At 72.8% G+C, this 20,907-nt stretch carries 19 protein-coding genes; 5 read left to right on the forward strand and 14 right to left on the reverse strand.

Translation table 11 applies throughout. The features are described 5' to 3' along the window. Positions 1-43: 43 nt before the first annotated feature. The 13 genes from moeZ to ACZ4AA_RS05230 form a co-directional block, all read right to left on the reverse strand. Entirely contained in the window at positions 44-1,222 is a 1,179-nt protein-coding gene (gene moeZ, locus ACZ4AA_RS05170; RefSeq protein ID WP_467595581.1) for an adenylyltransferase/sulfurtransferase MoeZ, read from the reverse strand. Positions 1,223-1,285: 63 nt separating this feature from the next. Continuing rightward, the gene (locus ACZ4AA_RS05175) at positions 1,286-2,035 is read right to left on the reverse strand and encodes a spherulation-specific family 4 protein (protein WP_467595584.1); all 750 of its coding nucleotides are present in this window, start codon (positions 2,033-2,035) and stop codon (positions 1,286-1,288) included. Then, positions 2,023-2,985 carry an NAD-dependent epimerase/dehydratase family protein gene (locus ACZ4AA_RS05180; protein ID WP_467595589.1) on the reverse strand — a complete coding sequence of 321 codons (963 nt, stop codon included), beginning with the start codon at positions 2,983-2,985 and terminating at the stop codon, positions 2,023-2,025. The genes ACZ4AA_RS05175 and ACZ4AA_RS05180 overlap by 13 nt, the downstream gene beginning before the upstream one ends. Before the next feature lie 156 nt (positions 2,986-3,141). Beyond that, a complete protein-coding gene (locus ACZ4AA_RS05185; protein WP_467595594.1) occupies positions 3,142-3,396 on the reverse strand; it encodes a hypothetical protein in 255 nt (84 codons plus the stop codon). After that, positions 3,393-4,529, reverse strand: a complete 1,137-nt coding sequence (locus ACZ4AA_RS05190) for a hypothetical protein (protein WP_467595597.1) — start codon at positions 4,527-4,529, stop codon at positions 3,393-3,395. Before ACZ4AA_RS05190 ends, ACZ4AA_RS05185 begins: the two co-directional genes overlap by 4 nt. Beyond that, a complete protein-coding gene (locus ACZ4AA_RS05195) occupies positions 4,526-6,277 on the reverse strand; it encodes a DUF3492 domain-containing protein (RefSeq protein ID WP_467597043.1) in 1,752 nt (583 codons plus the stop codon). Before ACZ4AA_RS05195 ends, ACZ4AA_RS05190 begins: the two co-directional genes overlap by 4 nt. Before the next feature lie 213 nt (positions 6,278-6,490). Further along, complete coding sequence (locus tag ACZ4AA_RS05200) at positions 6,491-8,167, reverse strand: dipeptide ABC transporter ATP-binding protein (protein WP_467595600.1); 1,677 nt, start codon at positions 8,165-8,167, stop codon at positions 6,491-6,493. Further along, positions 8,164-9,162, reverse strand: coding sequence for an ABC transporter permease (locus ACZ4AA_RS05205; protein WP_467595603.1), 999 nt, complete (start codon positions 9,160-9,162; stop codon positions 8,164-8,166). Before ACZ4AA_RS05205 ends, ACZ4AA_RS05200 begins: the two co-directional genes overlap by 4 nt. Next, positions 9,159-10,265: an ABC transporter permease gene (locus tag ACZ4AA_RS05210; protein WP_467595607.1), complete on the reverse strand. Its 1,107-nt coding sequence runs from the start codon at positions 10,263-10,265 to the stop codon at positions 9,159-9,161. The genes ACZ4AA_RS05205 and ACZ4AA_RS05210 overlap by 4 nt, the downstream gene beginning before the upstream one ends. A gap of 4 nt (positions 10,266-10,269) precedes the next feature. Continuing rightward, on the reverse strand, positions 10,270-11,988 hold the full coding sequence (locus ACZ4AA_RS05215; RefSeq protein ID WP_467595610.1) for an ABC transporter substrate-binding protein: 1,719 nt from the start codon (positions 11,986-11,988) through the stop codon (positions 10,270-10,272). Between the two features lie 200 nt (positions 11,989-12,188). After that, entirely contained in the window at positions 12,189-12,281 is a 93-nt protein-coding gene (locus ACZ4AA_RS05220; RefSeq protein WP_318658278.1) for an Ms4533A family Cys-rich leader peptide, read from the reverse strand. 55 nt (positions 12,282-12,336) lie between these two features. Continuing rightward, positions 12,337-14,034, reverse strand: a complete 1,698-nt coding sequence (locus tag ACZ4AA_RS05225) for a DUF3152 domain-containing protein (protein WP_467595615.1) — start codon at positions 14,032-14,034, stop codon at positions 12,337-12,339. An 8-nt stretch (positions 14,035-14,042) separates the two neighbouring features. Continuing rightward, complete coding sequence (locus ACZ4AA_RS05230; protein ID WP_467595618.1) at positions 14,043-15,032, reverse strand: alpha/beta fold hydrolase; 990 nt, start codon at positions 15,030-15,032, stop codon at positions 14,043-14,045. Positions 15,033-15,191: 159 nt separating this feature from the next. On the opposite strand from ACZ4AA_RS05230, the gene ACZ4AA_RS05235 reads away from it, so the two are divergent. The 4 genes from ACZ4AA_RS05235 (at position 15,192) to ACZ4AA_RS05250 (ending at position 17,181) form a co-directional block, all read left to right on the forward strand. Further along, positions 15,192-15,410: a hypothetical protein gene (locus ACZ4AA_RS05235; RefSeq protein ID WP_339131316.1), complete on the forward strand. Its 219-nt coding sequence runs from the start codon at positions 15,192-15,194 to the stop codon at positions 15,408-15,410. A gap of 217 nt (positions 15,411-15,627) precedes the next feature. Next, positions 15,628-16,269, forward strand: coding sequence for a TetR/AcrR family transcriptional regulator (locus ACZ4AA_RS05240; RefSeq protein ID WP_467595624.1), 642 nt, complete (start codon positions 15,628-15,630; stop codon positions 16,267-16,269). A gap of 202 nt (positions 16,270-16,471) precedes the next feature. Further along, a complete protein-coding gene (locus ACZ4AA_RS05245; protein WP_028801993.1) occupies positions 16,472-16,699 on the forward strand; it encodes a DUF3107 domain-containing protein in 228 nt (75 codons plus the stop codon). Between the two features lie 212 nt (positions 16,700-16,911). Further along, the gene (locus ACZ4AA_RS05250) at positions 16,912-17,181 is read left to right on the forward strand and encodes a hypothetical protein (protein WP_398394611.1); all 270 of its coding nucleotides are present in this window, start codon (positions 16,912-16,914) and stop codon (positions 17,179-17,181) included. A 154-nt stretch (positions 17,182-17,335) separates the two neighbouring features. Here the strand turns inward: ACZ4AA_RS05250 and ACZ4AA_RS05255 are convergent, their stop codons facing one another. Further along, a complete protein-coding gene (locus tag ACZ4AA_RS05255) occupies positions 17,336-18,097 on the reverse strand; it encodes a ferritin-like fold-containing protein (protein WP_467595629.1) in 762 nt (253 codons plus the stop codon). A 277-nt stretch (positions 18,098-18,374) separates the two neighbouring features. Here ACZ4AA_RS05255 and ACZ4AA_RS05260 point away from each other — a divergent pair, with 277 nt between their 5' ends. After that, entirely contained in the window at positions 18,375-20,831 is a 2,457-nt protein-coding gene (locus ACZ4AA_RS05260) for a DEAD/DEAH box helicase (RefSeq protein ID WP_467595633.1), read from the forward strand. The last annotated feature ends 76 nt before the right edge of the window (positions 20,832-20,907 follow it).

The following is a 20,907-nucleotide window of genomic DNA, read 5'->3' on the forward strand; positions in this document are numbered from 1 at the left end:
TCCGCGAAACCCCCGCCGTCGGGAGAGCGGGGCGGTCGGCCGGTCAGTACACCGGCTTCTCGGGCTCGATCTGGTTGACCCAGCCGATCACACCGCCGCCGACGTGCACCGCGTCGGAGAAACCGGCGGACTTCAGGACGGCGAGGACCTCCGCACTGCGGACACCCGTCTTGCAGTGCAGGACGATCTTCTTGTCCTGCGGCAGGGTCGCCAGGGCGGTGCCCATGAGGAACTCGTTCTTGGGGATCAGCTTGGCGCCGGGGATCGAGACGATCTCGTACTCGTTGACCTCGCGGACATCGATGATCTCGATGTTCTCGCCGTCGTCGATCCACTCCTTGAGCTGCTTGGGAGTGATCGTCGAACCGGCGGCCGCCTCCTGCGCCTCCTCGGACACGACGCCGCAGAAGGCCTCGTAGTCGATGAGCTCGGTGACGGTGGCGTTCTCGCCGCAGACCGCGCAGTCCGGGTCCTTGCGGACCTTGACCTGGCGGTACTGCATCTCCAGGGCGTCGTAGATCATCAGGCGGCCGACGAGCGGCTCACCGATACCCGCGAGGAGCTTGATCGCCTCGTTGACCTGGATGGAGCCGATGGACGCGCACAGCACGCCGAGGACGCCGCCCTCGGCGCAGGAGGGCACCATGCCCGGCGGCGGGGGCTCCGGATAGAGGCAGCGGTAGCAGGGACCGTGCTCCGACCAGAAGACGGAGGCCTGGCCGTCGAAGCGGTAGATCGAGCCCCACACGTACGGCTTGTTGAGCAGCACACACGCGTCGTTGACCAGGTAGCGGGTCGCGAAGTTGTCGGTGCCGTCGACGATCAGGTCGTACTGGCTGAAGATGTCCATCACGTTCTCGGCCTCGAGCCGCTCTTCGTGAAGGACCACGTTCACGTACGGGTTGATGCCCAGTACGGAATCGCGGGCGGACGCGGCCTTGGAACGGCCGATGTCCGCCTGGCTGTGGATGATCTGGCGCTGGAGGTTCGACTCGTCGACCTCGTCGAACTCCACGATGCCGAGCGTGCCGACGCCCGCCGCGGCCAGGTACATCAGCGCCGGCGATCCGAGGCCGCCGGCGCCCACACAGAGCACCTTGGCGTTCTTCAGCCGCTTCTGCCCGTCCATGCCCACATCGGGGATGATCAGGTGGCGGGAGTACCTGCGGACCTCGTCTACGGTGAGCTCAGAGGCTGGCTCTACCAGGGGTGGCAGCGACACGGGGACTCCGTTGGTCGGTCTATCACTACGGTTGTTCTCCCCGTAACACTGCCACGCCCTTCTTCATTCCGAGACACCCGTTCCGATCCGCGAGACGAGTTCGTCCCAGTAGCCGGGCATCGCCTCCCAGGGGTCGGCCGTCCCGCCGTGATCGGAGCGGTCGGTGAAGTAGATCGTCGCCGCGCCCTGCCAGCGGGCGATGCGCAGCGCCTCGTCCAGATGACCGCGCGGCACGCCGTGCACGAAGTGGCAGAAGCGCTCCGGGGGATAGTCGGCGGTCCACTCGGCGACCTGCGACCAGCGGTATTCCGTCCAGGGACCCGAGAACGTCACCAACTGGTCGGCGCACTCGGCGTATCCCGGGTGCGGGTGGGTGCCGTGGCCGAACACGACGTGGGCGCCGTCCCGCAGCGCGCGCAGCTCGTCGACCGTCCGGCGGACATCGGGGAGAGCGGCGCGTTCGGTGGGGCAGCGGCCGAGGACGAAGCCGTCCGCCTGGTACCAGTCGTGGTGGCGGCGCGCGTCGGCGATCATCTCGCCGAAGGGCCGCACCCCGTGGCCGGCGTCGATGAGTCCCAGCACCCTGACCCCCGCGTTGCGCAGCCGTCCCGTGGCCTCCAGGCACCGCGGGTCGGGGCGCTCGCCGGGACCGTTGTCCACGTTCAGGACGACCCAGTGCAAGGGGGTGCCGGGCCGGGTGAGTTCGTCCCATTCCATCGGGGCGACGAGAGGATGGGCGTGGCCGGGGACACCGAAGCCGAGTCCGAGGTCGGTGCTCGCGCCGCCGGTCGCGGTTCTGGTCAGATACGACACGCCGCCTCCATCCAGATGTCGGCGAGGGACTCCTCCAGATTGATCCGGGGCCGCCAGCCGAGCCGGTCGCGCGCGGTGCGCACATCGGCCTGCTGCCAGCTGCCGCAGCCGTCGGGGTAGGGGTAGGCGACCGGGGCCGCGTGGTCGGGTTCGGGGCGGGGGTGGCCGATGGCCGGCCGCATGGAAGGGCCGGGCGGGCCGTCCAGTTCGTGCAGGCTGCCGCTGTAGCCGGCCACCCGTGCGAGGACGGAGGCGGCGTCGCGGAGGCGTACGGCACGGCCCGAGCCGATGTTGATCACGCCCTGCGCGGCGGAGAGGGAGGCGGCGTGGACGGCGCGGGCCACGTCGCGGACGTCGATGAAGTCGCGCTGGACACCGAGGCCGCCGAGCTTGAGTTCGCCGTCGTGGGCCTGCATGGCACGGCGCAGGGCCTCGGCGAGCCGGCCGAGCGGGGATCCGGCGGGCGTGCCGGGTCCGGCCGGGGAGAAGACGCGGAGCACGACGGCGTCCAGACCTGAGCCGAGGACGAGTTCGGTCGCGGCGAGCTTGCTCACGCCGTACGGGCCGCCCGGGCGCGGCACGGCGTCCTCCGCGGTGGAGGAGCCGGGCTGGCTCGGCCCGTACTCGGCGCCGCAGCCGAGCTGGACGAGCCGGGCGCCGCAGCCGCTGCGGCGCAGGGCCTCGCAGACGGTGGCGACGGCGACGGTGTTGTGCCGGGTCAGTTCGCGGGCGCCGCCGCGGGTGGCGCCCGCGCAGTTGATGACGACTCCGGGGTGCACGGCGTCCAGGAAGCGGGTGAGCGCGCCGGGGCTGCCCGAGGCGAGGTCGAACCGGACGTCGGCGTCGTCGCCCCGGCCGAGCGCGGTGAGCTGCACGGCCGGGTCGGCGAGCAGTCTGTCGGCGACGAATCGTCCGAGGTAACCGTTGGCTCCGATCAGCAGGACCCTCATCGGGCAGCTCCCGGGGCGGATTCTCCGGTTCGGGAGGTGATCATCTGGCTGTCTCCTTCGAGGTGATGCCGTAGGTCGGTAAGAGGGCCCGCGGTGTCGGCCCCGCGGGAGAAAGGGGGCCCGGATCCGGGAAGCTGACCGGAATCCGGGGAGGGCTCACGGCGGTGGTGCCGTCGGCCGGTCTCGGACGCCCCCGGCCCACCCGGCCGAACGGGCCACCTGGTGGGCCACGGCACGGACGGGCTCGGCGTGCGGGCGTTCGGCGTGCGCAACCTCGGCGCGCTGGGGTTCGGCGTGCGCAACCTCGGCGCGCGGGCGTTCGGCGTGCGAGGCCTCGGCGCGCGGGCGTTCGGCGTGCGAGGCCTCGGCGCGCGGGGGCTCGGCTCGGGGCGTGGGGTGATCGCCGGTCATGAGGCCTCGCAGGGCGGGGCGTGGGCCGAGGCTCGGGTGAGCGTGCGGGCCGCCTGGACGAGGAGGACGAGGGCGCCCGCCCCGCAGGCCAGGGCCGGCACGGCCCCGGGGCCCGCCGCCGCGGTCAGTCCCTCGACGGGGGCGGCGAGGAACGAGCAGCCGGGCAGCCGCGCGGCGAAGACCGTGGCGAGGGCGACGGCCTCCGCCGCACCCGCGCCCGCGAGGGCACGGTCCGCGACCTGGGGGAAGCCGTGTGCCGTGAGAAGCCGCGCGAGGAGGAGCAGTGCGCCGAGCGCGCCGGCTCCGGCGTATGCGGGCGGTTCGTCCAGTGCCGTCGCGCACAGCACGAGCAGAGCGCACAGCGCGGCCGTGAACAGGCCGAACGCCCCGAAGAGCAGAGGGCGTACGGCGGTGGTGAACTCCTCCAGGCCGCGGCTCGCGATCAGCCGGCGGCGGGCGCGGGCGGCGAAGAGATGGGCGCACCAGGCGGCCGGGGCGCAGGCCAGGAAGAGGGCCAGCACGGGTGCGGTGGCCAGGGACCAGGCGCCGTGCGGGCCGCCGTCCCGGGCGGCGCTGAGCAGTCCGTCGCCGACGAGGGCGTACGCGAGGAGCCAGCAGGTCCACGCGCCTGCGCCGGCCGTGGCGCGGCGCCGGGTGCTCAGGGGGCCGCGCCGGAAGGCGAGGTGCAGGACCGGTGCCATGGCCAGCGCTCCGAACGCGGCGACGGCCGCCCGCGGTTGCCCGTCGGTGAGCCGCAGACCGGCGACGACGGCCGCGCCGAGGACGCCCGGCGTCAGCGCGAGCACCGCCCAGTAGGGGCGCGGGCCGGGGCGGTCCGCGGTCTCGGCGCGGGGCCCCTCCTCCCCGTCGCGTGCCGCGCGGGCGTACATCTCCTCGGCGAGCGAGAAGACGTCACGGTGCCGCAGGCGCGCGGCGGTCCGGTCGGTGACCCCGTGCGCCTCCAGGCCCGCCGCGATCTCCAGCGGGTCCACGGCCCGTGCGCAGAGCTCTCGGTGACGGTGCATGAGCGCCTTCACCGGGTCCACCGCACCGCGTCGCCCGGCGGGCCCGTCGGGTTCGTCGCGGTGGACGGCCCGCTCGGGGGCGCCCGGTTCCGCGCTGTCGATCGTCATGTGCCCTCCCTCACGGCCACGGGTACCGGCGGGGGCACGGTGGCCCGTACCGGCGCCCCCTCCGCCCAGCGCGGCCTGCGCTCGGTCAGGAAGCGGGTCTCGGTCCAGCGGCCGGGCACCCGGGCCTCGGCGGGAGTGCCGAAGGGCCGCGGCTCCCCCTGTTCGTCCACGACGACCCGGCGCACCGGGGAGTGCGAGACGATCTCCAGGTAAATGCCGTGAAATGCCGTGATGTTCTGCTCGACGGTGAAGAGTTCGAGGGCGCGGGCGCGGGCCGCCGCGCCGAGCCGTTCACGGCGTTCGGGATCGCGCAGCAGTGCCACGCACGCCTCGGCGAGCGCCCGTGGGTTGCGCGGCGGGACCACCAGACCCGTACCGCCGATGACCTCGACGACCGCGCCCACGTCCGTGGAGACGGTGGCCCGGCCGCAGAGCATGGCTTCGACCAGGCTGACCGGGAAGCCCTCCACGACGCTGGACAGGACGACCACGGCGCCGCAGGCGTAGGCCTCCGCGAGGCTCAGGAGGTCCGGGCCGCCGATCTCCTCGAAGGAGACCGGGTTGTCGCCGACGGCGTGGGCGCCGTCCGCCTCGTCGGGGAAGAGCTGCGCCGCCAGTGCCTTGCAGTGCGCCAGATAGGTGGCCGCCTCCGGGTCCTCGGCGGGGGCGCCGACGATCCTCAGCCGGGTCCGGGGTTCGGCCCTGCGGATCTCGGCGAAGGAGTGCAGCAGGGAGATCAGGTCCTTGGCCGGTTCGACGCGGCCGACCCACACCAGGGTGTCGGGGTCCGCGCACCGGCTGCCCGGCACTCCCTCCCCGACGTCCGCGAAGCGCGTGGCCTCCATTCCGGGGTGGACCGTGCGCAGTCTGGCCCGGTCGGCGCCGCAGCGCTCCTGCCAGCGGCGGGCGTGCGTGTTGCCGGGCGTGATGAGGGAGGCGGCGCGGTAGACCTCCGTGGCGAGCCGGCCGTGGAAGCCGGCGAGCAGGGCGCGCACGGCAGGGGCCTCTTCGAGGGTCGCGGCGGCGAGATAGTGCGCCCGCAGATGCACGCCGTACTCGGTGACGAGCAGGGGGACGCCGAGAAGGTGGCGGGCGAGGAGGCCGGGCAGCGCGGCGGCCCCGCCGGCCGCGGCGTGGCAGAGGTCCGCTGAACCGAGGGCGTCGTCCTCGTACCAGTCGAGCGAGAGCGGACGCAGGGCGCGTTCGACGTGCGCGGCGACGGCGAGCAGGTCGGGGACGCGCGCGGTGCCGGCGCTGCGGAGGGCGCCCGGTGCGCGGCAGGCGCGTTCGAGGATGCGCACCGCGTCCTCGGAGCGCAGGGCGCCGGCCGGTCCGCCCTCGTCCCGGGCGAGTTCGGCCAGCGCGTACAGGGCGCTGGCGAAACGGTCCGCCTCGGCGCCGGCGGAATCCGCCGGATCCGCCTGCTCTCCGGGGACTTCCCGGCCTCCGGTCCCCGGCCCCGCGCACACCGCCGCCGCCAGTTCTCCGTACGCCTCGGCGAACCGGCGCCTGGCCCGGCGGCCGTACACCGCCCCGCCGTCGTGGGTGGCCCACAGCGGTGCCGTACGGACCCGGCCGACCTGGGGCGGCAGCCTGACCCAGCCCTGGGCCTCCTGGCGCTCGGTGCGGCTGAGGGCGTAGATGTCGAACGTGTGCTGCCCGAGTCCGCGCACGAGCCGGTCGCACCAGAGTCCGGCATCACCGCTCACATACGGATAGCCACCCTCCGTAAGCAGTCCGATGCGCACGAGCACACCCCCGATCTCCCGCATGGGGAGCCGCCGTTGACCCGGCGGCTCGCAGCGGGACGAAGGTATGCGGACAAGGCGGTGGTACGACGGACGGTTGTCCGTCGCACCACCAGAAGGGGTGAACGGTCGTAACTTTCCCGCGCAGGTCGCGTTTCGCCGCGCTACGAGATCACGCGGACACGTTCGCGGCCCGCGGGACCCGGCCCCGGATCACGCCGGGGCCAGTTCCCCCCGCTCCGCGCGGCGCCGTGCCGCGACCTCCGGATCGAGCGCGGGTACGGCGGCCAGGAGCTGCCGGGTGTACGGGTCGCGGGGACGCTCGTAGACCTCGTCGGCGGGACCGTACTCGACGAGCCGGCCGCGCCGCATCACGGCCACGTGGTCGCTGACCTGGCGTACGACGGCGAGGTCGTGCGCCACGAACACGAGCGCGAGCCCGAGTTCCCGCTGGAGCTCGCCGAGCAGGGCGACCACCTGGGCCTGTGTGGTGACGTCGAGCGCGGAGACCGGCTCGTCGCACACGATCACGTGCGGTTCCGCGGCCAGGGCCCGTGCGATGCCGACGCGCTGGCGCTGGCCGCCGCTGAACTCGTGCGGGTAGCGGTCGTAGTGCGAACCGTCCAGCCCCACGCGCTCCAGCAGTTCCCGTACGCGTCCGCGGATGCGCTCCTCGTCCCGGTCCCCGCGCGCCCGCAGGGGGTCGGCGATGGACTCGCCCACGCTGCGCCGGGGGTTGAGGGACGACACCGGGTCCTGGAAGACCATCTGCACCGAGGGGCGGACACCGGACTGCTCGCGTCCCTCGTGGCGGACCACGCCGGCCGTGGGCTCCAGAAGTCCGACCAGCATCCTTCCCAGGGTCGTCTTGCCGCTGCCGCTCTCGCCGACGATGCCGAGGGTCTCGCCCCGGCGCACGGTCAGCGACACGTCGTCGACGGCCGCGAACCGGCCCTTGCCACGCCCGAACTCCCGCCGCAGTCCAGCGGCTTCGAGGACGACGTCGCCCGGGCGGCCGTCCTCGGCCGGGCCGGTGCCCGCCTCCCGTCCGGCTCCCCGGGGCGCCCGGGGGGTGTCCACGCGGGGGACGGCGCCGAGGAGTTCGCGGGTGTACGGCTCCCGGGGCGCGCCGAGGACGGCGCCGACGGGACCGTGTTCGACGGCACGTCCGTGGCGCATCACCAGGATCTCGTCGACGCTCTCGGCCGCGACCCCGACGTCATGGGTGACCAGCAGCAGACCCGTCCCGGTCTCCTGCCGCAGGGTGTGCAGGAGGTCCAGGATCTGCGCCTGGACGGTCACGTCGAGGGCCGTGGTGGGCTCGTCGGCGATCAGCAGCTCGGGTTCGCAGACCAGCGCCATCGCGATGAGGGCACGCTGGCGCATGCCGCCGCTGAACTCGTGCGGCCGCGAGCGGGACCTGCGGGCCGCGTCCGGGATGCCGACCCGGTCGAGGACCCCCACCGCACGCGCGCGTGCCGCTCGCCGGGAGGCCCGGGTGTGCACCCGGTACACCTCGGCGATCTGGTCGCCGACCGCGTAGTACGGGTCGAGCGAGGACAGCGGGTCCTGGAAGACCATGGCCGCCTTCCGGCCGCGCAGCCCGCGCAGTTCGTCGTCGGACGCCCTCTGGACGTCGACGCCCGCCACGCGGACCGTGCCCTCGACCCGCGCTCCGGTGCCCCGGTGGAGCGCCAGCAGGGCCGACGCCACGGTGGACTTGCCCGATCCCGACTCGCCGACCAGGCCGAGCGCCGCGCCCTTCTCCAGCCGGAAGGAGAGGCCGTCGACGGCGCGCAGGCCCCCGAAGTCGACGACGAGACCGCTGACTTCGACCAGGGGGGAGACCGCGGACGCCGGGGAGGCGGGATTCGCGGAGGAGTCGCTCATGCCAGTACCACCCGTCGGTCGGCCACCGCGTAGAGCACGTCCGCGACGGCGTTGGCGATGACCACGAAGAAGCCGATGACCAGGACCATGCCGACGACCACGGGAAGGTCGACGACGTTCACCGCGTGCACCAGTTCCTGGCCGATGCCGGGCAGTCCGAAGAGCGTCTCGGTGAGCACCGCGCCGCCGACCGCCGATCCGAAGGTGTTGGCGTTCAGCGCGATGATCGAGGCGAGCGCCCCCCGGACGGCGTGCCGCCCGATGATCGACCGCTCGCCCACGCCGTAGGCGCGGAAGGTCCGGATGTGGTCCTCGGCCAGCGTCTCCAGCATCGAGGCCCTGGTCAGCCGGGCGAACGCGGCGGCCTCGACGAGGGCGAGCGAGAGCCAGGGGAGCACCAGGTTCCACGCCCACTGTTCGGGGTCGTCGGTGAACTTCACGTACTGCGGGAAGGGCAGCAGTTCCAGCTGGCCGCACACGACGATCATCAGGATCAGGCCGATGACGAAGACGGGCGTGGCCGTGCCCGCGAGGGTGAGCCCGGTCAGGACCCGCTCGCTGAGCCGGCCGCGCCGCCAGGCGGAGAGCACCCCGGTGCCGACACCGAGCGCGAGCCAGAGGACCATCGCGCCGAACACCAGCGACAGGCTGACCGGCAGCTTCGCCAGGATCAGCCGGGTGACCTGCTGGTCGCTCTGGTACGACAGCCCCAGGCAGGGCGCCGGGCAGTGCTGGACGGAGGTGCCCGTCGAGTAGTCCTGGCCCGCGAGGAGTCCCTGGAGGAAGTGCCAGTAGCGCAGGTACAGCGGGTCCCCGAGGTGCAACTGCTGGGCGACCTGGTGCACCTGGGCGGGCGAGCAGCGCGGGCCGCAGGTGATCTGGGCGACGTTGCCCGGGGTGGCGTAGAAGACGACGTAGACGATCACCGAGATGGCGAGGAGGGTGACCACCGTGCCGAGGGTCCGGCGCAGGACGAATCCGCCGAAGCCGTTCATGCCGTGGCCTCCTTCGTTCCGTCGGCGGACGCGCCCTGGACGGGCAGGTCCGGTCCCGGGGTGCCCTGGCGGGGCAGGCCGGTCCCGTCGGCGGGTCCGGCGGTGTTCGCTTCGGCCCTGGCCTCTCCCCTGCGGCCCGTGCCGACGCGCAGCCGGGAGGCCGCGCGCGGGTCGAGGGCGGTGCGCACCCCGTCGCCGAGGACGGTCAGGGCGAGGACAGTGACGAACAGCGCGCCCGCGGGCAGCAGCAGGTACTGCGGCGCGGCCTGGTACCAGACGTCGGCGGCGGTCAGCATCTGTCCCCAGGACGGGGTGGGCGGCTTCACGCCGACGCCGAGGAAGGACAGGGCCGCCTCGACGCCGATGTTCTGCGGCACCAGCAGGGCGGAATAGGTGATGAGCGGGGCGGCGAGGCCGGGCAGCAGATCGCGGCGGGCGATCCGCCAGGTGCCCCAGCCGCTGAGCCGCGCGGCGGCGACGTAGTCCAGTTGCTTGAGCGTGAGGGTCTGCGCGCGCACGATCTTCGCGAGGGTGCCCCAGGCGATCAGACCGATGACGAGGGCGACCAGGACGGGCCGCGGGAAGCTGCCGGGCACGATCGCCAGCAGCGCAAGGGACATGATCATCAGCGGCAGCGCGACGATGATCTCGGTGATCCGGCTCAGCACCTGGTCGACCCATCGGTTCCCGAGCGCCGCCGAGACGCCCACGACGACGGCGATCAGGACCTGCACCAGGGTCGCGGCGAGCGCGACGCCGAGGGAGACCCTGGCGCCGTAGACGAGACGCGCGAACAGGTCGCGGCCGGTCTGGGGTTCGACGCCGAGCCAGTGGTGGGCTCCGATGCCGCCGAGCGGGCCGACGGGGACGCCGCCGCGCGCGGAGTCCACCAGCGAGGGGTGGTAGGTGGTGGGGTCCTGGCCCTCGATCGCCGTGAGCAGCGGTGCGCCGAGCGCGATCAGGACGAGCAGCGCGACGACGGCCGCCGCGACGAGGGCGGCGCGCTGCGCACGCAGCCGCCGCCAGAACTGACGGGCCCCCGAGGCCCCCGCGGCGGACGAGTCCGCCGCGGGGGCCGGGGAGGCGAGAAGTGCCTCGCTCACGGCGCTACTTCACCGCGACCTGGGAGATGTCCAGAACGCCGGTCCAGTCGCTGATGACGATGTTCTTGACGTCCTTGCCGTACAGGCGCTTGTAGACGGGGTGGAACAGCGGGACGGTCAGCGCCTGCTCACCGATCTTCTTGTCCAGGGCGCCCCAGCGCCGGGCGGCCGCGTCGAGGTCGGTCAGCTTGTTGATCGCGTCGATCTCGTCGTTGACCGACTTGTCGTTCAGGAAGCCGGTGTTGAAGTTGGCGCCGTCCTTGACGATCTGCCGGCCGTCGAAGATCGGGGCCAGGAAGGGACCGCCGGAGGGCCAGTCGGCACCCCAGTGGGCGAGGAAGAAGCCCGGCTCGGTCTTGGCGCCGTGGATCTTGTCGCTGTAGTCGTTCTCCTCCAGGCCCTGGAGCTTGACGGTGATGCCGGCCTTCTTGAGCGCGTCCTGGATCGCGGTCGCGATCTCGGGGCTGGTCTCGAAGTCCTTGCTGTTGGAGTGGGTGAGCGTCACGGTCAGGCCGTTCTTGTAACCGGCCTCCTTCAGCAGTTCCTCGGCCTTGGCGGCGTTGCCGGACGCGCCCGCCGGGAAGTGGTCGTACGGGGTGTAGCCGAAGGACTTCTGGTTCGGCAGGTAGGTCGTCGCGGGCTCGGCGAGCGAGGAGCCGCCCGCGGCGTTGATCACCGAGCTGCGGTCGACGGCGTACGAGATCGCCTGGCGGACCTTCGGGTTGTCGAACGGCTTCACCTTCGGGTTGAAGGCGATGTAGTCGGTGTAGCCGAAGTGCCCGGTGCCGACCCGGGCGGCCAGCTCCTTGTCCCCGGTCACCTTGGCGAGCTCGGCCGGGCCGAGGTTGGTGTCCGTGGTGACGGCGGCGGCGTCCGTGCCCTGGGAGGAGGACAGCCGCTGGTTGATCACGGAGGAGTCCAGGCCGGACCGTACGTCGATCTTGTCCGGGTACGCCTTGCGCTCGGCGTCGGTCGAGGCCGACCAGTACGTGTTGCGCTCCAGGGTGAGGCGCTCGCCGTCGTTCTCGTTCTTGACGACCTTGTACGGGCCCGAGGAGACCGGGTGCTCCTCGTACTTCGTGCCGGTGTCCTTGGCCTTGGGGACGGGTGTGAACTGCGTCTGCGTGGCCAGGTAGGGGAACTCGCCCTCCGGCTTGTTCAGGTGGAAGACGATGGTCAGCGCGTCCGGCGTCTCGATCGAGTCGAGGCCCTTCTTGTCCTTGTAGGGGCCCTGGTATCCGGCGCCGCCGATCAGCCAGTCCCTGAGGTAGGGCGCACCGCCGGAGAGTTCGGCGGCGAAGGAGCGCTCGATGCCGTACTTGATGTCGGCGGAGGTGATCGGCCTGCCGTCCTCGTACTTGAGGCCCTTCTTCAGGGTGTACGTCCACACGGTCGCGTTCTCGCTGGGGCGGCCGGTGTCGGTGGCCAGGTCGGGCACGACCTTGGCGCCGGGGGCCCCGTTCTCGCGGTTGCGGGTGGTGAGCGTGCGGAAGACGAGCGAGGGCACGTTGCCGCCGCCGGAGGTGTAGAGCCGCGCGGGGTCGAAGTCCTGCTGCGGGTTGGCGTTCAGGACGGTGAGGGTGCCGCCCTTGTGGGGCTGGGAGTCGCCACCGGAGCTCTTGGCATCGCTGTCCTTCGGCCCGCAGGCGGCGGCGCCCGCTGCCACGACCAGGCTGACGGATGCCGCGGCCACGCGGCGCGCTATGACGGACGATTGACGCATCGGAAGACGACCTCTCGGATGACTCGAATACTGAGACGGAATGACACGGAGTGAGACGGCAGAGCGCGGAGCTCGCCCACGGCGTCAGGCGTCGGTGTCCGACCGGACCGAAAGGGGCACGGGCGCGCCGGACCGCGAGGGTCCGGGGGCGCACGGGAACAGGACGGGGAGGAAAGCGACGCACTCGCCGGGGGCGGGCGTCAGCAACAGTGGATGTCGGCCACGCAGAGCGCGGTCACGCCGATGAGCGCCAGCTCGATGGCGGCGCGAACGGAGGCGTGACGGGAGGACATGCGGAAAATATGAACGATCTTTTTCCGCATGTCAAAGCGGTGTGAGCGCTTTCCGTCAACTCTTCGGATAGGGCCACGAGTTGGGTAGACAGTGGATTCCGTCGTGGTCGAGGAACTTGGTCTGCTGCTGCATGACCGGTGCGAGGTCCCCGTCCTTCTCGCAGGAGACGTGCCCGTATCCGAGCCGGTGGCCGACCTCGTGGTTGATCAGCATCTGGCGATAGGCGTGGATCTTGTCGCCGAAGCCGTAGGTCTTGGAACCCTGGGCCCAGCGGTACGCGTTGATCATGACGCGCTCGGTGGAGGCCGAGTCGCAGGACACGTTGTCCTCGGTGGTGTCGAGCCCCGACTTGGCGCACCACTCGCCGGTGGTACCGGGACTCGCCAGCGTGATGACGAAGTCCGGTTTGCCGGAATCGACCCGCTCGAAGGTACGGGCTCCGCCGTGGGCCCAGCTCCTCGGGTCGTTCAGGGTCTTCTGGACGGCGTCGGCGAAGAGCGCGCCGTCCAGGCCGAGGCCCTGCTCGATGTCCACGCGGTAGGTGTACTTGTGCCCCTTGCCGGGTGCCTTGGCGGTACCCGGCACCACCTCGAACTTCCCCGACCCCTTGAGCTTCGCCCCGAGCGGGTACGTCCTGGCCATCTGCTGGTCGTACGTCAGGGGCGCGGCGGCCACCTGCGGCTGCCCCGACTGGGTCGGCCTGCCGTCTCCGCGCGAGGCGGAGTCCTGGGCCGCGCGGCCGGCGGCGTCGGCGGACTGGGTCCGCGCGTCGGCGTCATGGCCTCCCGTGGCCATCTGTCCGGCCACGACGACGGCCAGCACCGTGGTGACGGCGGCCGCCGCGATGCCGGTGAACGCCCATCCCTTGCGGCCCTTGCCCTCGTCCTCGCCCTGATCGGCGGTCTCCTGGGGCGGCCGCTCACCGGCGTCGGTGGCCGGGGCGTTCCAGTCGGCGGGGTCGAGGCCGACGGCGCCGGTGCGGGCCGTCCGCGGCGCGCCGCCACGGGTCCCGGGCCGGGTGCCGTTCTCCTGCCCGTCGAGGTCGAACGCGTCGACGTACGCCTGCCGGGGGCCCGGCACGGCCTGGGCGCGCTGTCGCGGCACCCGGGGCCCGGCGGGCGCGCCCTGGGGGGCCGCGCCGGCCCTGGACTCCCCCCAGCCGCCGCCCTGTTCACGCTGTTCGGGATGCCCGCCCCGCACCTGCGCCACCCCGTGCGCCGGGGTCCCGTCGGGAAGGCGGGGTGTTCCGTGCGCCGGGGTCCCCTCGAACGAACGCGGCACCCCACGTTCCGGGGTGCCGCCCTGGAAGCGCGGGACGCCGTGCGCCGGAGTCCCGTCCGCGAGACGTGGCACCCCGCGCGCGGGAGTGCCGTCGGCCATCAGCGGAAAACCGTGCGCGGGAGTCCCGTGGGGAAGACGCGGCCCACCCTGGACCGGAGCGCCACCCTGCGTACGCGGACCACTCTGGACCGGGGGGCCGCCTTGCGCACGCGGACCACCCTGGACCGGACCGCCGCCCTGGGCCCGCGGAAAACCGTGCGCCGGAGTCCCGTCGGGGAAGTGTGGTGCGCCGTGTTGCGGGTACCCGGCCGTGGGCGGGTAGGGGCCCGGGGAGCCGGGTGGGCGTGTCGCGGCGCGGTGGGCGCCGTCCGGGCCCGGCGCAGGAGCCGGTGCCGCTTCCTCCGCCGCAACCCCCCGCGTCTGCGCGGTGTCCGTCCTGCCGGCCCGCCCCCGACGACTGTGTCGTCCCACTTCCCGCCTCAGCTCTCCGCGCCGACTGCCACCGAAGAGGTCAACTCTTCCAGGTCCGCGAGGAGTTCACGGAAGGCGGTGGCGACCGTCTCCGGACACTCCATCATCGCGACGTGCCCAGCGTCCGGCAGGCACAGCAGCCGGGAGTCGCGGAAGGCACGGGCCGCGCGCTGGGCCATACGGTAGCCGACAAGTTGGTCGCGGCCGCCGTAGACCAGGAGCGTGGGGGCGAGCACCCGTTCGGCCTGACGCCACAGTCCGTGCTGCCCGCCGAGCGTGTAGGCGTTCACGACCCCGCGCGCGGAACGTGCCATGGCGTCCCAGAAGTAGGGCAGGGCGAGCCGCCGCTCCATCTCCTCGACCGCGTCACGGAACCCCTCGGGGGTCACGATCCCGGGGTCGCCGTAACAGAGGGCCAGAACACCGCGTACGCGCTGCTCAGCGCTCCAGTCCTTCGTCAGTCTGGTGAACAGTCCGGCCACTCCGGGAAGGGCGAGCAGCGCGGTCGGCCAGGCGGTGCGCTGGGCGCGGATCTCGGGCAGCGCCGGGGACACCAGCGTCAGCGTCCGCACCAGATCCGGGCGCACGGCCGCGACCCGCGTCGTGACGGCTCCGCCGAGTGAATTGCCGAAAAGATGTACCGGACCGCGTCCGGACGCGTCGAGGTGTCGGATGACCGCGCGCGCGTGTCCGGTGATCGAGTAGTCGCCGTCGTCCGGCGGCGGGGAGTCGCCGAAGCCCGGCAGATCGAGGGCCTCGCTCTCCACGAGACCGTCCAGGCGGGACATCAGCGCCGTCCAGTTCTGCGAGGAGCCGCCCAGGCCGTGCACGTACAGCGCGGGGGGAAGGCCCTCCCTGGACGGCGGTCGCGACCGGATCGTCAGGGTGATGCCCGGCAGCCCCACCGATCTCAGCCGTTCTCCCTCGGCGACCCTGACGGCGCCGACCCTCGGCGTGACGCTGACGGCCGGCGCGGACGGGAGTTCGGTCGAAGACATGCCGCAATGTTACGAGACGATCACGCGGGGGCTCATGTGTTCGCCGTCACAGATCGCGGACGGATCGCATAGCGTCCGGATCGCGTGTCTCCTAGGCTTCGAACGAGGGCACTCGTACGCACATCAGGAGCGCACTCGTACCGTTCGGGAAGAGGAACCATGACAGTCGACCCGACAGACCCCGCAACGTTCGACGACCAGTTCCGGGAGATCCCCGACGCGGAGACCCCCGAGGCGGACGCCGTCGAGCAGTCCGCGGAGCTGGACCCCGCGGACGACGTCGACCCGGAACCGCCGGGCGACCGCCTCAACGCCGACGAGGGGGATCTGGCCGAGCAGGCCCGGGTCGTCCGGCTGAACGAGGACGACTACAGGTGACCCGGTCACGGGCGACCGGCCACGGGTGACCCGGCGGCGTCGATCGAGGCCGCCGCCGCGGCCGGATGCCCCCGCTCGTCCCCTTCGGCACCCTGTGCGCCGTCCGGGTCGGGGTCCGGTCCAGGAAATTCTGCGCTCGCACCGCACACAGCGGGGTTACCGAAAAGTACGATGGCGGCGCGGCGCACACCGCACGTGGACAATTTTGGGAGGCGGCGTGACAGCCATCGAGCAGACAGAGGCAGCACGCCCGCGGGGCACTCGCCTGCCGCGCCGTGCCCGACGCAACCAGCTCCTCGGCGCCGCCCAGGAAGTGTTCGTTGCGCAGGGATACCACTCGGCCGCCATGGACGACATCGCCGAGCGCGCGGGCGTCAGCAAGCCGGTTCTCTACCAGCACTTCCCGGGCAAGCTCGATCTGTACCTCGCCCTGCTCGACCAGCACTGCGAGTCCCTGCTCATGGCCGTGCGGGCGGCGCTCGCGTCGACCTCGGACAACAAGCTGCGCGTCCGCGCGACCATGGACGCCTACTTCGCGTACGTGGAGGACGACGGCGGCGCGTTCCGGCTGGTCTTCGAGTCGGACCTGACCAACGAGCCGGCGGTGCGCGAGCGCGTCGACAAGGTGACGCACGAGTGCGCCGAGGCGATCTGCGACGTCATCGCGGAGGACACGGGTCTCTCGCGCGCGGAGTCGATGCTCCTCGCCTCGGGCCTCGGCGGTCTGGCACAGGTGGTGGCCCGTTCCTGGCTGCACAGCGACCGCAGCGTCCCGCGCGACCAGGCGGTCCAGCTGCTGACCTCGCTCGCCTGGCGGGGTATCGCGGGTTTCCCGCTGCACGGCACCGACCACCACTGATCCGCCGGATCGTCGGGCCACCGGATCACCGGCGTGACGGAAGCGGCCGAGGGGTACGCCCCCTCGGCCGCTTCCTTGTTCCCGTCCGCTGTTCGCTCCTGGCGTTCCCGGGCGGAGCGTGCCGGTCCCCTCGCCGGGCTAATGTGTGCTGCGTACGGCGCGTACGAACGCGCACATGACTGACCGTCGGAGGGACAAAGCCGTGGAGGTCAAGATCGGCGTGCAGCACGCGCCCCGCGAGATCGTTCTGGAGAGCGGTCAGACCCCGGAAGAGGTCGAGCGCGCGGTGTCCGAGGCGCTGGCCGGCAAGTCGCAGCTGCTGAGCCTCGTGGACGACCACGGCCGCAAGGTCCTGGTTCCGGCCGACCGGCTGGCGTACGTGGAGCTCGGCGAGCCCACGCAGCGCAAGGTGGGATTCAGCGCCCTGTAGGACTGCCGCGCGGCGAAGCGGTACGGGAGGGGCCCGGTGACACCGTCACCGGGCCCCTCCCGTCGTCCGTGCGCGTACCCGCTCGCAGGCCCGAGCACCTGCGCAGACGCAGATGGAGCACATGCCGGGCGCGGAGGAGGGTTGCGTTCCGAACGTCGGGGGTAGGACCGGCTACGACCGATTTGCACCGGCCGTGCGGGAGGGACCCCATCATGTTCTTGGAAGCGCTCGGCTCCGCGCTGCTCGGTCTCGCGCTGGCCTGGGCGGCCTCGTACCGCCTGCCCCACCGGTTGCCGTCACGCAGCCTGGTGCTGTCCACCGGTGTGGCGGGAGCCCTGTTCGGCGCCTTCCTGACCCACACGGCCCTGGGCTCCGGCCACTTCCTGGCCATCCTTCTCGGCGCCGTGGCCGTCTCGGCCGCGCTGCTGTCGCTGCTGCTGCGCCCCGAGGAGCGGTTTCGGCGCCGCTCGGCGACGGCGTAGGCCCCTGCGCCGGTCCCGGGACCGCGAGCCGCGCCCTTGACCGGCGCGGCCCCCGGGTCATAGGACCTGAACCTCGGGACGTCGAGCCCCAGCACCCCGGGAACAGGACCTCGGGCCCAGCACCTCGGGCCCGGGGCAACGCGTCCGCGACCGGCTAGGCCGCGAGGCCCAGCGCCGCCATCCGCTTGGTGTGGGCCTCGGTGATCCGGGAGAACATCCGGCCCACCTCCGCGAGGTCGAATCCGTCCGCCACACCGCCCACGAGCATCGTCGACAGGGCGTCGCGGTCGGCGACCACGCGCTGCGACTGGGACAGGGCCTCGCCCATCAGCCGTCGCGCCCACAGCGCGAGCCGGCCGCCCACCCGCGGGTCGGCGTCGATCGCCGCGCGCACCTTCTCGATGGCGAAACCGGCGTGACCGGTGTCGTCGAGGACACCGAGGACGAGCTTGCGGGTGTCCGAGTCCAGCCGGGCCGCGACCTCACGGTAGAAGTCACTGGCGATCGAGTCGCCGACGTACGCCTTGACGAGGCCCTCCAGCCAGTCCGAGGGGGCCGTCTGCCGGTGGAAGCCGTCGAGCGCGGCGACGAAGGGGTCCATCGCCTCCGTCGGCTCCGCGCCGACCGCCGCGAGCCGGTCCCGCAGCTGCTCGAAGTGGTGGAACTCGGCGGACGCCATCTTCGCCAGCTCGGCCTTGTCGCTGAGCGTGGGCGCCAGCTTGGCGTCCTCCGCGAGCCGCTCGAACGCCGCGAGCTCGCCGTACGCGAGCGCTCCGAGCAGGTCCACGACCGCGGCGCGGTAGTGAGGCTCGGCCGAGGCCGTGTCCCAGTTCTGCGCGGCGACTCCGGTGGCCGCGGGGGCGGTGTCGGCGGGGGCCTCGGCGGGCTTCTCAGCGGCGTTGTCAGGCGTCGTCATGAAGCGCACAATAGCCCGCTCACGGCACGAGGGAAGTCCCTGGTCAACCAGTGTGACGACGACTACGTGACCAAATCGGCCATCGCATGTGCGCGATTCCGGGGTATGGTGGTAATGCGCCCGGCGAGTAATTCGACGGGCCGCACGAATGAGGATGCCCGGTCGGTGGCCCGATCGGCTCCGACCCGACAGCCCTCCTCGCAGGTACGGCACATTGCGTACGGCATCCGGAGGGAACCCTCAGCGGTACGAGAGCTCGAGCGTCGGCAGTGGTCCCATGCCACCCGGCCCGCCCGTCAAGAGCGGCCGATGTCCCCGGCACGGTCCCGTCACGACCCCCGCGCTCGCCTCGCGCCGCGTACACAGAAGAGGCAGCACCCTGACTACGACTTTCCGAGACCTCGGAATCCTCCCTGAGACCGCCGAAGCCCTTGAGGCCGTCGGCATCGTCAACCCCTTCCCCATCCAGGAGATGACGCTCCCGGTCGCCCTCTCGGGCACGGACATCATCGGCCAGGCCAAGACCGGCACCGGCAAGACGCTGGGCTTCGGCCTCCCCCTCCTGGAGCGCGTCACCGTCCCCGCGGACGTCGAGGCGGGCCGGGCCAAGCCCGAGCAGCTGACCGACGCCCCGCAGGCGCTCGTCGTCGTCCCCACGCGCGAGCTGTGCACCCAGGTGACCAACGACCTGCTGACCGCGGGCAAGGTCCGCAACGTGCGCGTCCTCGCCATCTACGGCGGCCGGGCCTACGAGCCCCAGGTGGAGGCCCTGAAGAAGGGCGTCGACGTCATCGTCGGCACCCCGGGGCGACTGCTGGACCTCGCGGGCCAGAAGAAGCTCAACCTCAAGAACATCAAGGCGCTCGTCCTCGACGAGGCCGACGAGATGCTCGACCTGGGCTTCCTGCCCGACGTCGAGAAGATCATGAACATGCTGCCGGCCCGCCGTCAGACGATGCTGTTCTCGGCGACCATGCCGGGCGCGGTCATCGGTCTCGCGCGCCGCTACATGTCGCAGCCCACGCACATCCGCGCCTCCGAGCCGGACGACTCGGGCGCGACCGTCGCGAACACCGCGCAGTTCATCTACCGCGCGCACAACATGGACAAGCCCGAGATGGTCGCGCGGATACTACAGGCCGACGGCCGCGGTCTCGCGATGATCTTCTGCCGCACCAAGCGGACGGCGGCGGACCTCGCCGACCAGCTCCAGCAGCGCGGCTTCGCCTCCGGCGCGGTCCACGGCGACCTCGGCCAGGGCGCCCGCGAGCAGGCGCTGCGCGCCTTCCGCAACGGCAAGGTGGACGTCCTCGTCTGCACCGACGTCGCGGCCCGCGGTATCGATGTCGAGGGTGTCACCCACGTCATCAACTACCAGTCCCCCGAGGACGAGAAGACGTACCTGCACCGCATCGGCCGCACCGGCCGCGCGGGCGCCAAGGGCATCGCGATCACCCTCGTCGACTGGGACGACATCCCGCGCTGGCAGCTGATCAACAAGGCGCTGGACCTCGGCTTCGGCAACCCGCCGGAGACGTACTCCACGTCCCCGCACCTCTTCGAGGAGCTGAACATCCCGGCCGGCACCAAGGGTGTCCTGCCGCGTGCCGAGCGCACCCGCGCCGGGCTCTCGGCCGAGGCGGTCGAGGACCTGGGCGAGACGGGCGGGCGTGGTGGTCCGCGTGGCCGCGGCGGCCGTCAGGCCGCGCCGGCGACCACCGAGCGTGAGCGCGCCCCGCGCACTCCGCGCCAGCGCCGCCGTACCCGCAGCGGTGCGCCCGCGGAGGAGACGGCCGCGACCACGGCCGCTCCGGCCGGCACGGAGGCGCCCGCCTCCGTCGAGGCCACCGAGCCCCGCACCCCGCGCCGCCGCCGTCGCACCCGCGCCGGAGCGGGCGAGTCCGTGGCAGCCGTCGCCGCCCCCGTGACCGAGGCCGCCGAGGCCGCCGTCGCGACGGCCGAGGGTGTCACCGACGAGCCGGCCGCGCCGCGCCGTCGCCGTACCCGCAAGCCCGCCGCGACGGCCGTCGAGACGGCGGAGGCGGTGGTGACCGCCGCCGAGGCCGTGGTCGAGAACGCCGCAGCCGAGGCCGTCGCCGAGGCCCCGGCCAAGCCGGCCCGCCGCCGGACCCGCAAGGCCGTCGAGACGGCTCCCGCCGCCGAGACGGTCACGGAGGCCGCCGAGGTCGCCGAGGCCCCGGCCAAGCCCGTGCGGCGCCGGACCCGCAAGGCCGCGGAGGCCGTCGTCGACACCGTCGAGGCCGCCGCCACGGAGGCCGTCGAGGTCACCGAGACGGTCACCAAGCCCCGGCGCACCCGCGCCAAGGCCGCCACGGCGACGGACACGGACACGGCCGCCGAGGCGACCGAGACCAAGCCCGTCCGCCGCCGGACCCGCAAGGCCGTCGCCGACGCCGAGATCCCGGCCCAGGCCGCCGAGACGACGGAGGCCGCGCCGGCCACCCGCCGACGCACCCGCAAGGTCGCGGAGGCCGTCGAGGTCACCGAGACGGTCACCAAGCCCCGGCGCACCCGCGCCAAGGCCGCCACGGCGACGGTGACGGACACGGAAACGGCCGCCGAGGCGACCGAGACCAAGCCCGTCCGCCGCCGGACCCGCAAGGCCGTCGCCGACGCCGAGATCCCGGCCCAGGCCGCCGAGGCCACGGAGGCCGCGCCGGCCACCCGCCGACGCACCCGCAAGGCGGTCGCCACGGAGCCCACGGAGAGCTGATCTCCACCCCGACGGCCCGGTCCCCCATCCGGTGGGACCGGGCCGTCGGCGTTCCCGCGCCGCCCGGCGACCCGCG

This window comes from Streptomyces sp. NPDC024698 (assembly GCF_055559015.1).

What these genes read in the sequence shown, in the direction of transcription:
- ACZ4AA_RS05205 (WP_467595603.1), bottom strand. Translation starts at nt 9,162, where the DNA reads ATGAACGGCTTCGGCGGATTCGTCCTGCGCCGGACCCTCGGCACGGTG.
- ACZ4AA_RS05235 (WP_339131316.1), top strand. Translation starts at nt 15,192, where the DNA reads ATGACAGTCGACCCGACAGACCCCGCAACGTTCGACGACCAGTTCCGG.
- ACZ4AA_RS05190 (WP_467595597.1), bottom strand. Translation starts at nt 4,529, where the DNA reads ATGACGATCGACAGCGCGGAACCGGGCGCCCCCGAGCGGGCCGTCCAC.
- ACZ4AA_RS05200 (WP_467595600.1), bottom strand. Translation starts at nt 8,167, where the DNA reads ATGAGCGACTCCTCCGCGAATCCCGCCTCCCCGGCGTCCGCGGTCTCC.
- ACZ4AA_RS05230 (WP_467595618.1), bottom strand. Translation starts at nt 15,032, where the DNA reads ATGTCTTCGACCGAACTCCCGTCCGCGCCGGCCGTCAGCGTCACGCCG.
- ACZ4AA_RS05260 (WP_467595633.1), top strand. Translation starts at nt 18,375, where the DNA reads ATGCCACCCGGCCCGCCCGTCAAGAGCGGCCGATGTCCCCGGCACGGT.
- ACZ4AA_RS05215 (WP_467595610.1), bottom strand. Translation starts at nt 11,988, where the DNA reads ATGCGTCAATCGTCCGTCATAGCGCGCCGCGTGGCCGCGGCATCCGTC.
- ACZ4AA_RS05180 (WP_467595589.1), bottom strand. Translation starts at nt 2,985, where the DNA reads ATGAGGGTCCTGCTGATCGGAGCCAACGGTTACCTCGGACGATTCGTC.
- ACZ4AA_RS05255 (WP_467595629.1), bottom strand. Translation starts at nt 18,097, where the DNA reads ATGACGACGCCTGACAACGCCGCTGAGAAGCCCGCCGAGGCCCCCGCC.
- ACZ4AA_RS05250 (WP_398394611.1), top strand. Translation starts at nt 16,912, where the DNA reads ATGTTCTTGGAAGCGCTCGGCTCCGCGCTGCTCGGTCTCGCGCTGGCC.
- ACZ4AA_RS05185 (WP_467595594.1), bottom strand. Translation starts at nt 3,396, where the DNA reads ATGACCGGCGATCACCCCACGCCCCGAGCCGAGCCCCCGCGCGCCGAG.
- ACZ4AA_RS05220 (WP_318658278.1), bottom strand. Translation starts at nt 12,281, where the DNA reads ATGTCCTCCCGTCACGCCTCCGTTCGCGCCGCCATCGAGCTGGCGCTC.